The organism is Mycobacterium colombiense (genome assembly GCF_001953985.1).
Taxonomy (GTDB): Bacteria; Actinomycetota; Actinomycetes; order Mycobacteriales; family Mycobacteriaceae; genus Mycobacterium; species Mycobacterium colombiense_B.
Window position 1 is genome coordinate 1 of sequence record NZ_MBEI01000024.1, and the last position, 12,032, is coordinate 12,032.

Genomic DNA, 12,032 nt, shown 5'->3' on the forward strand with positions numbered 1-12,032 from the left:
GGTCCCATCGCTGGTTCTCGCCGCGGCGCGCGCGGGCAGCAAACGGCTGCGGCTGGTCTGGTTCAACCTGGTGCAGACCGCGGTGGCCGCCGGCCTGTCCTGGTACCTGGCGCACGATGTTCTGGAGCACCCGCAGCCGTTCTTCGCGCCGATCGCCGCCGCGGTGTCGTTGTCGACCAGCAATGTGCTGCGCGCGCAACGCGCCATCCAGATGATGATCGGGGTGACCCTGGGGATCGGGGTGGGCTCGCTGGTGCAGGGCCTGCTCGGTCCCGGCGGGGTGCCCATCGGGGTCGCCGCGCACGTGGCGCTGGGCGCCGCGGTGTTCATCGGGGGCGGCTTCATCGGACACGGCATGATGTTCGCCAACCAGACCGTGGTGTCGGCGATCCTGGTGCTGGCCCTTTACCGCGGCGGCGTCGGGCTGGAACGCATCTTCGACGCGCTGCTCGGCGGCGCTGTGGCCATCGTCTTCGCCGTCCTGCTGTTCCCCGCCGACCCGCTGACGGTGCTGCGCGACGCCCGCGTCGGCGTGCTCGGCGTGCTGCGCGACGTGCTGTCCCGGGCGGCGGACGTCGCCGTCGGCCGCAAGGAGCCGCCGCCGGACTGGCCGCTGACGGCCGTCGACCGGGTGCACGAGCAGCTCAGCGGGCTGCTCGAGGCACGCACCACGGCGCGCCACGTCGTCACCATCGCGCCGCGACGATGGGGCCTGCGGACCGCGATCCAGGCCGCCGACCATCAGGCCGTGCACGTGGCCCTGCTGGCCGGCTCGGTGCTGCAACTGGCCCGCGCCGTCTCGCCGGGCCCCGAGACCACCTCAGGCCGCGGGCGCCTTTCCGAGCCGGTGCCCACCGTGCTGGTGGTGCTGGCGGCCGCGACCGCGCTCGCCGACACCGATCCCGTCGGCGCCTGCGCGTACGCGGCCTCGGCGCGTCATCACGCCGCGGAACTGCAGTCAGGCGCGGGCGAGAAGACGCAGGTGATCCTCGCGGACGTCGTCAGCGCCTGCGTCGACGACCTGCAACGGGTCATCGATCTTCGGCACGTGTGAGCGCTTCAGCGCGAGTCGGCCAGGAACTCCTGAACCAGTTTTCGCGGCGCCTGGGTCAGCCACGCCTCGGTGATCAGGTCCTCGAGGTCACGCACCGAAATTGCGGCCAGGTTGACCAGCACCGCGGGATAGCCGTCGAAATGCGGTGTGGTGAAGTAGATTCCGGGCTCGTCGTCGATCAGCGCGAACTTGACGCCCTCGTCGGACACCCGAACGCCGAGGATGTCGCCCTGCGGCGGTTGGGGGTTGTCGCGCTCCAGCGCCTCGCGCTCGGAGGGGCGCAGCGGCCGCTCCCAGGCCAGCAATTTCTTGCCGACCCGCCAGTCGTGCGGTGACGGCTCGGAGGTGAGTGCCAGCTCACCAACGATGCGGGCGACCTCGCCCCACGTGGCCACAACACGATTGTGCTCCCGTTTTTGCGCGAATGCCGTCGGATCGGCAAACGGTACGCGCCGAGGGTCCCACGCACCCCACTCAACCCGTCGGCATGTGATGAGATCAGCGGTAAGGAGGAGGAAGCGCTTGCCAGCAGAACCATCGGAACCGGGGACCGGGGTCGCACGCCGCCACCGGGTCACCCACCGCACCGAGTACCGCTACTCCGACGTTGTGACCAGCTCGTACGGCCGCGGATTTCTCACCCCGCGCGACTCGCTGCGGCAGCGCTGTGTCGCGCACCGGCTGATCATCGACCCCGCCCCCGCCGACAGCTCCACCAGCGAGGACAGCTACGGCAACATCAGCTCCTATTTCCACGTGACCGAGCCGCACCGCGTGCTGAAGGTGACTAGTGATTCCATCGTCGACGTCTATCCGCCCCGCCCCGATTCCCGCACACCGGCGGCGCAGCCGTGGGAGGCGGCCCGGCCCGTCGGGCCCGGCGGAGCGCTGGCGACCGAGTTCACCCTGGACCTCAATCCGCCCGAGATCACCGACGATGTGCGCGACTACGCGGCGCCCAGCTTCACCCCCGGGCGCCCGCTGATCGAGGTGTTGGGCGATCTGACGTCGCGCATCTTTACCGATTTCACCTACCGATCGGGGTCGACGACGATTTCGACCGGGGTCAATGAGGTTCTGGCCGCCCGCGAAGGGGTATGTCAAGACTTTGCCAGGCTGGCGATTGCCTGCCTGCGAGCCAACGGGTTGGCGGCCAGTTACGTATCCGGGTACCTGGCCACCGATCCGCCACCCGGAAAGGATCGGATGATCGGCATCGACGCCACCCATGCCTGGGCGGCGGTGTGGACTCCGCAGCAGCCCGGCCAATTCGAATGGCTGGGGCTCGATCCCACCAACGACCAGATGGTCGACGAGCGCTACATCGTCGTAGGCCGGGGGCGTGACTACGCGGACGTCCCGCCGCTGCGGGGCATCATCTACACCAACTCCGAGCACAGCGTGATCGACGTCGCCGTCGACGTGGTGCCCTACGAAGGCGAAGTGCTGCATGCGTGACTTCACCTGCCCCAACTGCGGCCAGCGCCTGACCTTCGAGAACTCGACCTGCCTGAATTGCGGTAGCGCGCTGGGGTTTTCGCTCGATCAGATGGCGCTGTTGGTGATCTCGGAGGACGACACAGGCGAGCACGCCGGCTTCGTGCACGCCAGCGAGTATCAGCTGTGCGCCAATTTGCTTCTCGCCGAATGCAATTGGCTGGTCCCCGTCAACACCCCCCGGCTGCTGTGCCCCTCGTGCGCGCTGACCATCGAACGGCCCAACGATGCCGACACCGTCGGGATGGCCGAGTTCGCCCGCGCCGAGGCGGCCAAGCGCAGGCTGATCGCCGAGCTGAACGAGCTCAAGCTGCCGATCGTCGGGCGGGACAAGGATCCCGACTACGGCCTGGCGTTCCGGCTGCTGTCCAGCGCCCACGAGAAGGTGATGACCGGACACGAAAACGGGGTCATCACCATCGATTTGGCCGAAGGTGACGACGCGCACCGCGAACAGCTGCGCGTCGAGATGGACGAGCCCTACCGGACCCTGTTGGGGCACTTCCGCCACGAGATCGGGCATTACTATTACTACCGGCTGATCGCGCCGTTCAGCGACTACGTGCAGCGGTTCAACGAGCTGTTCGGTGACCACGAAGCCGACTATCAGGAAGCGCTCGACCGCCACTACAACGAGGGCGCTCCCGAGGGCTGGCAGGAGGACTTCGTGTCGTCCTATGCCACCATGCATCCCGCCGAGGACTGGGCCGAGACGTTCGCCCACTACCTGCACATCCGCGACACGCTGGACACCTCGGCGTGGTGCGGACTGGCGCCGGCCTCGGCCACGTTCGACCGGCCCGCCCTGGGCCCCAGCGCTTTTCAGACGATCATCGACATGTGGCTGCCCCTGTCGTGGTCGCTAAACATGGTGAACCGGTCGATGGGACACGACGACCTGTACCCGTTCGTGCTGCCGGTCGCGGTGCTGGAGAAGATGAGGTTCATCCACACCGTGGTCGACGACGTGACCTCGGAATCCCGCGGTCGCGCCTCGGTAGCCGGCTAGGGCGCTACGGTGTGCTTCTCGATCACGGCGGACCTGGTGGTGGGCACCGCGCTGGTGCCGGTCGCGGTGGCGACCCTGCGTGAGGTGAAGCACTGGCGCGAAGTGCCATTCGCTTTGTTGCCGACGGTGTTCGCGGTCCACCAGTTCATCGAGGCGGCCGTGTGGCCCAACGGCGTTGTCTCCACGGGAATGGCCAACTTGGCGATGCGTGCGTATGTCTTCATCGCGCTGCCACTGCTTCCCGCGCTGGTGCCGTGGGCGATCTTGATGCTGGAACCGCGCGGCGCCCGGCTGCGGGTGGCGCCGTTCGCGGCGCTCGGCACGGTCGTGTCGGTCTATCTGGCCGTCGTCGTGCTCACCGAACCGGTCACGGTGACGAAGGGTCCCCACGCGCTGCAGTACCAGACCGGCGTGAGCGACGGCTACGTGTGGGCGGTGCTGTACGTCATCGCCGTCATCGGGCCGGCGGTGATGTCGGGCTATCGGTCGATTGTGGTGTTCGGGTTGGCGAACCTGGTGGGGCTGATCGTGGTCGCGATCCTCTACACGCAGGCATTCGCGTCGCTGTGGTGCATCTACGCCGCCGCGCTGTCGGTCCTGGCGCTGGTGCACATGGTGCGGCGCCGGCGCCTGCCCGATCCGCACCGCTTACGTGGCGTCGTCGAGGAGCGGGCGACGTCGAACGCGTGAGGCTAGGCCGGCATCACCCGTCGTTCGTCGGGACCCCAAATCGGTTGCATGCCACCGGGCAGCGTCAGCTGGGTGGTGGTGATGACCTCGGCCAGGTCGCGCAGCTCGCCATGCACCGCCGCGAGCAGCTCCGCGAGCTCCGCACGCCGGCCGTCGCCGCCGACCCGTTCGAGCTCGGCGGGATGGGACCGCCGCAGCAGGGTGCCGATCTCGTCCACCAACCGTTCGGGCCGCGACGACCCCGACGAGCCGGGCAGGTCCCGGAGATTGGTGCGCAGGCGCTCCAGCTGGTACAGCAGTGACCGCGGGTTCTGCGCGTCGAACAGCATCAGCTCGGCCATGGCGGCCACACTGATCTTGCCCACCGTGCGGCGCCGGTAGATGACCGAGGACTCGCACGCCACCAGGGTGGACTCGATGACGGTCTGCTCGGCCGCGGCGCCGCGGCCGACGGTCAGGGTGGACTGCAGCAACGCCGTCAGCCACAGCCCGCGTTCGATCCGTTTGCCGATGTCCATCATCGTCCAGCCGACGTCGCGCACCAGCGACTCGCTGGCCACCCCGGACAGGGTCAGCATGCCGGCCAGCGTCTGGGCCTGGGCGCCGGTGAGCAGGGCGTCGGCCTCGGAAAGTGAGTCCGGCGGTTCGCTTTCCAGTGCCAGCGCGCGCTCGACCGCGGCCAGCACCATCCAGGTGTCGTTCGACATCTGGTCACGGACCGCCCGCGCCGCCAGAGCCAGCCCCTCCACCGACTGCACCAGGGAGCCGGGCCGGTACGGATCGACGGTGAGTGACCACAGCGTGGAGGGGGCGATCGCGATCATCTCGGCGTGGTCGCCGTCGCTGTCGGGCGTGATGTCGGTTCCGGTGATGCGGCCCAGCGCGGTCATCAGCACCGGCACGCATTCGCTTTCCTCGCTGTGCTGGTGGTGGCGGTAGACGTGGAACCGGTCGCGGGTGACGATCAGCAGCCGCGCCATGCTTTCCGCACGCTCGCCATAGCGGCCGATCCAGAACATGTCGGACAGCACACGGGGAGAACTGATGCCCCAGGTGCCCGCGGCCGTCTTCGCCGGCGGCTCCGGCGTTGGCAGGCTGATCGCCTCGGCGCGGGCCCGCTCGGTGGGCCGCACCCAGACATCCTTTGCCGCAATGGTTTTCAGTGTGTATGCGGCGGATCCAGGTGCCAGCACATAGCCGATGCCGCCGATCATCGGCGCGTAGCCGCCGCGCTGGGCAACGGTGAACAACCGGATGCCGACGCCCGCCGACGACAGCACGCCGGCGTGGTCGGTGGGCGCGGACGAGAACTGCGGCAGCTCCTGGCCGATCCACTGCCACGGCGTCCGCTCGATGCCGGCCGCCAACTCTGTCAGCTGCCGAGACGAAAGCGTGGGCCCGACAAGGGTTTTCTCGCCGACGGTGGACTTCACCAACAACGACGACAGGTTCGCCAGCAGGTGTGAGCGCTCACTGGCGATGCCGCCCCAGTAGACCTGGGCGGTGGGCAGTTGCAGCGTTTCCGAGAGCAGGTGCTCGGCGATCGCGGGCAGGAAACGCAGCAGCCCAGGGTTTTCCAGAACTCCGCTGCCCAGCGTGTTCACCACGGTCACCGTCCCGCGGTGCTGGGCCTCCACCAAACCGGCCACCCCGAGCCGGGAGTCGGCGCGCAGGTCCAGCGGGTCCGTGTAGTCGGCGTCGACCCGGCGCAGCACGACGTCGACGCGCTTCAGCGTGCCCAGGGAGCGCATCCACAACATGCCGTCGCGCACCACCAGGTCGGCGCTTTCCACCATCGGAAAACCCAGCAGCGTGGCCAGATACGCCTGGTCGAACGCGGTCTCGGAGTAGATGCCCGGAGACAGCACCACCACGACCGGGTCCTGGGCGTCATCGGGTGCCGCGTCGATCAGGGCCAGCCGCAGCGTCTGGGCGAACGGCGTCGTCGGCCGCGGCGCGATGCTCTCGTAGAGCTCGGGAATCGAGTGCGCGATCACGCGCCGGTCGGCCAGCGCGTAGCCGGCCCCGGAGGGCGCCTGGGTGCGGTCGCCGTTGACGACGAAGGTGCCGTCCGGTCGCCGGCTGACATCGCAGGCATGCATGAAAAGCTGGTGGCGGCCCGGGATTTCGATGCCGTTGGCCGCGCGCACGTACCCGGGGTGGCCGAACAGCAGCTCGGGCGGCAGGACGCCTTCGGTGAGCAGGCTGCGCGGACCGTACAGGTCGGCCAGCACGGCGTCGAGCACCCGCGATCGTTGCAGCAGGCCGGCCTCGAGCACCTCCCAGTCGGCCGCGGACAGCACGATGGGCAGGGTGTCCAGCTGCCAGGGCCGGGGCTCCTGGCCGCGACCGCCGGGCACGACGTCGGTGTAGGTGATGCCGTCGTTGTCGATGAGGTCGTGCACCACCGAGCGCAGCCGGTCCAGCCCGGCGCGGCCGCGCTCGGCGATGGCGTCGGCCAGCTCCGCCCACGCGGGGCGCACGTTGCCGTCTTGGTCGACGAACTCGTCATAGCCGCTCGCCGGGCCGTGCCGCAGGTCGAAGAGCGCCTCCTGGGCCCGCGCGGCGCGGTACCCGGCCAGCAGGCGGTCGGCGTCGTAGTGCGCGGTGCCGGCCATCGAGCCGGACCCAGCCGGTGCACCGGTGCCGAATGTCATGTCCGCAAACGCCATTACTGCGCAACGGTACGCACGCGGCGCAGGTCAAGGATGCCCGGCGCGCCGACATCGGTGACGGGCGCCAGCCGGTCAAAGGTGTGGCTGGTGTGGTGCTCCAGCGCAACTTTGATGCTCATAGTCGCTGATCCCATCACACGCGCGGACACGGCGCAGGGCGCCGCAATTGCGGCTGACCGCGCCGTAATACGAGAAATCTGCGCGCAGTGTCAGGCCGGTGCGTGTCCCGGCGGGGTGCCGGGCGGCGGGCCGGCCTGGTATCCCGCCTGCTGCGGCGCGGCGACCTGGCCGCCGGAGAACTTGCGGTAGGCGTAGATCCCCACCAGCGCGGCGACCGGGACCGCCACCAACACACCGACGCCACACGCCAGGAAGCCCACCACGACGGCGGCGACCTCGACCAGCCACACCAGCAGGGCGTTGCCGAAGTTCGACGTGACGGTGGAGAAGCTGGAGGTGAGCGCCTTGATGGGCTGTTCGGACCGATCGATCGCGTACGGGATGGTGAACTGGGCAAAGATCCCCAGGATCAGGCCGGGCAGGAAGCACAGCACCGAGGCGATCGAGGTGAGAATTCCGACCAGCAGCGCCGCCAGAAACACCATGCCGAAGTTGCGCGGCTTGAAGAAGGACCCGATGGTCACCGGGCGACCGTCGGCCAGATCCAGGCAGCCGGACAGGAACGCGGACTGGGCGAACGCACCCACGAGGTAGGCGACGAGATAGCCGAGGATCAGCAGCGCCGTCCCGCCGCCGTTGAGGTTCGCGGTGAAGGTGAAGTAGTCGTCGTCGGCGTTGCTCGTCGTGCCCATGTTCTGGCTCAGGCCGATCAGGGTGGAGGCGATGGCGAACAGCACCGCGTACGCCAGGGTCGGAACGATAAGTGCCACAGCGTTTTTGGTGAACGTGTTCCAGGCCCAGCCGAACGCGTCTCCGATGCTGAACGCGGGCCGGCCACCGTAGCCTGGTGGCGGTCCGTAGCCGGGAGGGGGCGCGCCATATCCCGGGGGCGGTCCGTAACCCGGAGGCGGCGGTGGGGGTGCGCCGTAGCCCGGCGGCGGGGGAGGTGTGCCATAACCCGGCGGAGGCGGTGCGCCGTAGCCCGGCGGCGGCTGGTAGCCGGGAGGGTTGCTGCCCTGGGGATCTGCCGGGATGCCCGGATACTCGGGAGGTTGGCTCATGTCCGTCCTTGCTCTCGGATTTCCTCGTGTGGCGAAGTTTCCTAGGAGGGAACGCGCGCGGAACTTGGCAAACCGGAACTTAGCAAAGATGCGGCCCAGGCGCGCGGATTGCCGGCCCGCATGCCTGGGCCGGCGCGAGTGTCCGCCCGCCGTGGTATGCCTGAAACCGTGTCCGACGGTCTGTTTGACCTCCCCGGTGCGCCGCAGCCGACCGATCACGGGCTGGTCGTGTCGGGCGGTGCACCCCTGGCGGTCCGGATGCGTCCGGCATCGCTGGACGAGGTGGTCGGGCAGGACCATCTGCTGGCGCCCGGATCTCCGCTGCGCCGGCTGGTCGAGGGCTCGGGTGTGGCGTCGGCCATCCTGTACGGCCCGCCCGGCAGCGGCAAGACGACGTTGGCGGCGCTGATCTCGCAGGCGACCGGCCGTCGGTTCGAGGCGCTGTCGGCCCTGTCGGCCGGTGTCAAAGACGTTCGGGCGGTGATCGACACCGCGCGGCGGGCGCTGCTGTCCGGTGAGCAGACGGTGCTGTTCATCGACGAGGTGCACCGGTTCTCCAAGACCCAGCAGGACGCGCTGTTGTCCGCCGTGGAGAACCGGGTGGTGCTGCTGGTGGCGGCGACCACGGAGAATCCGTCGTTCTCGGTGGTGGCGCCGTTGCTGTCGCGCTCGCTGATCCTGCAGTTGCGGCCGCTGAGCGCCGACGACATCCGCACCGTGGTGCAACGCGCGATCGAGGACCCGCGCGGGCTGGGCGGCCAGGTCGCGGTCGCGCCCGAGGCCGTCGACCTGCTGGTGCGGCTGGCCGCGGGTGATGCCCGGCGCGCCCTGACGGCGCTGGAGGTCGCCGCCGAGGCGGTCGAGCCCGGCGGCGAGCTGACCGTCGCGGCGGTCGAGCAGTCCCTGGACGAGGCCGCGGTGCGCTACGACCGCGACGGCGACCAGCACTACGACGTCATCAGCGCCTTCATCAAGTCGGTGCGCGGCTCGGACGTCGACGCCGCGCTGCACTACCTGGCCCGCATGCTCGTCGCCGGCGAGGACCCACGGTTTGTCGCGCGCCGGCTGATGATCCTGGCCAGCGAGGACATCGGCATGGCCGACCCGAACGCGCTGCAGGTCGCGGTAGCGGCCGCGCAGACGGTGGCGCTGATCGGCATGCCCGAGGCGCAGCTGACCCTGGCGCACTGCACGATTTATCTGGCCACCGCGCCGAAGTCGAACGCGGTCACCACGGCGCTGGCCGCGGCGATGGCCGACATCAGGGCCGGCAAAGCCGGTCTGGTTCCGCCCCATCTACGCGACGGTCACTATTCGGGTGCGGCGGGACTGGGCAACGCGCAGGGCTACAAGTATTCCCACGACCACCCGGATGGGGTTGTCGCACAACAATATCCGCCGGACGAGCTGGCAGGGGTCGACTACTACCGGCCCACCGGACGCGGCGGTGAACGTGAGATGGCCGGCCGGCTGGACCGGCTGCGCGCGATCATCCGCAAGAGGGGACGGCCATGAAGATCTTCACCGACGAGGAGATGGGCGCTCTGCTGCCCACCGCCCGGCCCTACAGCGTGGTGATCCTCAAGCGCGGCCCGAGGTTCGGCGACGAGTCGTCAGTGGGCGTCATCTGGGAGCACGGCCGGCGCAATTTCGGGCTGCGAGACGACGGCGTGCTCGCGGTGGTGCTGCCGGTCAGCGACGAATCCGACGTCTGCGGCATCGGGGTCTTCGCGGCGACGGTCGAGGACACCACGGCGATCATGGCCGACGACCCCGGGGTCGCCGCGAATGTCTTCACCTACGAGGTGCACGCCTGCCGCGGATTCCCCGGCGACGCGCTGCCCTGAAGCGCTAGACCAGCTCGGGCACCCGCAGGTGGGCGATCGCCAGCTCGAACTCGGCCACGTCGATCACCTCGGCGCCCAGTTCGCGCACGCGCCGGCTGCGCAGCTCGCTGGCGCGGTCGCGGTTGCGGGCCATCGCCTCCATCGAGTCGAACGTGGAGCAGCTGACGGCGCGGCGGCAGGCGGGGTGATCGACCATCAGGCTGGCGCTGCAGAACCCGTCGAGGTTTTGCATCTCGGGCAGCACGGCCATGCGGTAGAAGTCCAGCGACCGGTCGAGCTGATCCGGCACCACCTTGAGCCAGGTGGCGCGCACGCACGCGCCGGGGCGGGACGGGTGGTCGCGGTGCAGCAACGGGATATCCCATTCCTCGACGCGCGCGCTGCCGTCGAACATCAGCGAGGCCCGGTCGCGGATGGGTGCGACCTGCTCGGCGCTTCCGCGCATGGCTTCCATGGTGTCCCACGAGCTGGTGGCGATGCAGGTGCCCGATTGCCGGTCAACCAGCAGCGACAGTCCGACACACCCGTCGATCTCGGTGAGCGCGGGCATGACGACATCGCGGACATGCGCAATGCCGATGTCGACCGACAGGGGTTGCGCCTGGATGGTGGTGGAGCGTGCGTACACGGTCGACCCCTCCTATGTCGGGGCGGCGCCCCGGTGGCGCCACCGGTCCCACTCGCTACCTTCCTCCTGCCGGTTACTCGCCGCAATGCTTTCCGGGCGCAGATCGCTGACCGGCCGAATGCCTGGTTCGGCCGGTCAACCGCCGCATCTCGATCAGACCAGCTCGGGCACGCGGAGGTGCGCCAGCGCCAGCTCGAACTCGCATTCATCGAGTTCCTCGGCGCGCGCCTCTTGCATCGAGGAGTCCTTCAGCGCGGTTGCCTGGTCCCTGTTCCGCTCCATCGCGTCGATGCTGTCGAACGTCGCCGAGGACACACCACGCCCTGAGGCGCGGTCGATCAGCAGGCTCGCGCTGCAGAACCCGTCGAGGTCCTCGAGCTGGGGCAGGACGGACGACTTGTAGTACTCGATGCCCTGGTCCATGGTCTCGGGCGGCACCTTGACCCAAGTCGCACGCACGCCCGCACCGTCGGGCGCGCGGTGGTCGCGATGCAGCACCGCGATCTCCCACTGCTCGACGTCCGCCGTGCCGCCGAACATCTCCGACGCCCGGTCACGGATCGGCGTCACGCTTTCACCGCTGGCGCGCATGGACTCGTCGCTTTCCCAGGCGCTGGTGGCGATGCACCGGCCTGAGCGACGGTCGACCAAAAGGGATACTCCGATGCACCCCGGCATACCTTGCAGCGCGGGCATGACCTCGTCGCGAACATGCGCAATTCCGGCGTCGATGGACGAGGGTTGCGCCTGAATTGTGGTAGAGCGTGCGTACACGATCCACCCCCTCTTTGTTCGGGGCAGCGCCCCGGTGGCGCCACCGGTCATGAACTACCTTCCTCCTGCCCGTCGGCACCGGCAATGGTGTGGCAGCACTCACAATTGGTTGGCCGGTCATGTCGCCGGCGCCGTAGGCTTGACCGGATGCATACCGATGTGTTGGACGTGGACACCTCCCGCCGCCGCATCGTCGATCTCACCGAGGCGGTGCGCGGGTTCTGCTGGTCGCGGGGAGATGGCCTGTGCAACGTGTTCGTCCCGCACGCCACCGCGGGGGTGGCCATCATCGAGACCGGCGCCGGTTCCGACGACGACCTGGTCGACACGCTGGAACGGCTGTTGCCGCGCGACGATCGCTACCGGCATTCGCACGGTTCCGCGGGCCACGGCGCCGACCACGTGATGCCGGCGCTCGTCGCGCCGTCCGTGACGGTTCCGGTGTCCGCCGGTGAGCCGATGCTGGGGACGTGGCAGAGCATCGTCCTGGTCGACCTGAACCGGGACAACCCGCAACGCTCGGTCCGGCTGAGCTTTCTGGAGGGTTAGCGGCCCGGTGCCCGGCGCGCCGGGGCAGGTACTGTGAGCGGTCGAAATGCGTCGTGAGACGGGCTTGCCATGCCCCGGCGAATAGGCTGGGAATGAGACATCGAAGTAACGGAAAGAAGCGGACTCGA

13 protein-coding genes are annotated in these 12,032 nt (G+C 69.1%); 7 read left to right on the top strand and 6 right to left on the bottom strand.

Annotation, left to right across the window (positions count from 1 at the left end):
* On the top strand, positions 1-1,054 hold a 1,054-nt coding region (locus tag A5732_RS04605; protein ID WP_253189002.1), incomplete at its 5' end, for an FUSC family protein.
* A 5-nt stretch (positions 1,055-1,059) separates the two neighbouring features.
* Here the strand turns inward: A5732_RS04605 and A5732_RS04610 are convergent.
* Entirely contained in the window at positions 1,060-1,449 is a 390-nt protein-coding gene (locus tag A5732_RS04610) for an MmcQ/YjbR family DNA-binding protein (protein WP_076053293.1), read from the bottom strand.
* 97 nt (positions 1,450-1,546) lie between these two features.
* Here A5732_RS04610 and A5732_RS04615 point away from each other — a divergent pair, with 97 nt between their 5' ends.
* The 3 genes from A5732_RS04615 to A5732_RS04625 are packed head-to-tail and all read left to right on the top strand — an operon-like array spanning position 1,547 to position 4,250.
* A complete protein-coding gene (locus A5732_RS04615) occupies positions 1,547-2,512 on the top strand; it encodes a transglutaminase family protein (protein ID WP_076053291.1) in 966 nt (321 codons plus the stop codon).
* Positions 2,505-3,560, top strand: a complete 1,056-nt coding sequence (locus tag A5732_RS04620) for a zinc-binding metallopeptidase family protein (RefSeq protein WP_076053289.1) — start codon at positions 2,505-2,507, stop codon at positions 3,558-3,560. The genes A5732_RS04615 and A5732_RS04620 overlap by 8 nt, the downstream gene beginning before the upstream one ends.
* 9 nt (positions 3,561-3,569) lie before the next feature.
* On the top strand, positions 3,570-4,250 hold the full coding sequence (locus tag A5732_RS04625; protein WP_076101010.1) for a DUF6629 family protein: 681 nt from the start codon (positions 3,570-3,572) through the stop codon (positions 4,248-4,250).
* Positions 4,251-4,252: 2 nt separating this feature from the next.
* On the opposite strand, the gene A5732_RS04630 is transcribed toward A5732_RS04625, so the two are convergent.
* The 3 genes from A5732_RS04630 to A5732_RS04635 form a co-directional block, all read right to left on the bottom strand.
* Positions 4,253-6,868, bottom strand: a complete 2,616-nt coding sequence (locus A5732_RS04630) for a circularly permuted type 2 ATP-grasp protein (protein WP_142256556.1) — start codon at positions 6,866-6,868, stop codon at positions 4,253-4,255.
* A 53-nt stretch (positions 6,869-6,921) separates the two neighbouring features.
* Entirely contained in the window at positions 6,922-7,044 is a 123-nt protein-coding gene (locus A5732_RS27705) for a hypothetical protein (protein WP_256715395.1), read from the bottom strand.
* Between the two features lie 90 nt (positions 7,045-7,134).
* Positions 7,135-8,106, bottom strand: a complete 972-nt coding sequence (locus A5732_RS04635) for a hypothetical protein (protein WP_076101015.1) — start codon at positions 8,104-8,106, stop codon at positions 7,135-7,137.
* A 156-nt stretch (positions 8,107-8,262) separates the two neighbouring features.
* On the opposite strand from A5732_RS04635, the gene A5732_RS04640 reads away from it, so the two are divergent.
* Together A5732_RS04640 and A5732_RS04645 are read left to right on the top strand one after the other, a co-directional pair.
* A complete protein-coding gene (locus A5732_RS04640; protein WP_076101018.1) occupies positions 8,263-9,621 on the top strand; it encodes a replication-associated recombination protein A in 1,359 nt (452 codons plus the stop codon).
* Positions 9,618-9,953: a hypothetical protein gene (locus A5732_RS04645; protein WP_076053281.1), complete on the top strand. Its 336-nt coding sequence runs from the start codon at positions 9,618-9,620 to the stop codon at positions 9,951-9,953. Before A5732_RS04640 ends, A5732_RS04645 begins: the two co-directional genes overlap by 4 nt.
* Positions 9,954-9,957: 4 nt before the next feature.
* Here A5732_RS04645 and A5732_RS04650 read toward each other — a convergent pair whose 3' ends face one another.
* Both A5732_RS04650 and A5732_RS04655 read right to left on the bottom strand, forming a co-directional pair.
* Positions 9,958-10,581 carry a hypothetical protein gene (locus A5732_RS04650; protein WP_076053279.1) on the bottom strand — a complete coding sequence of 208 codons (624 nt, stop codon included), beginning with the start codon at positions 10,579-10,581 and terminating at the stop codon, positions 9,958-9,960.
* Positions 10,582-10,734: 153 nt separating this feature from the next.
* Positions 10,735-11,355, bottom strand: a complete 621-nt coding sequence (locus tag A5732_RS04655) for an antibiotic biosynthesis monooxygenase (protein WP_076101058.1) — start codon at positions 11,353-11,355, stop codon at positions 10,735-10,737.
* A gap of 159 nt (positions 11,356-11,514) precedes the next feature.
* Here A5732_RS04655 and A5732_RS04660 point away from each other — a divergent pair, with 159 nt between their 5' ends.
* Positions 11,515-11,904: a secondary thiamine-phosphate synthase enzyme YjbQ gene (locus A5732_RS04660; RefSeq protein ID WP_170880053.1), complete on the top strand. Its 390-nt coding sequence runs from the start codon at positions 11,515-11,517 to the stop codon at positions 11,902-11,904.
* The last annotated feature ends 128 nt before the right edge of the window (positions 11,905-12,032 follow it).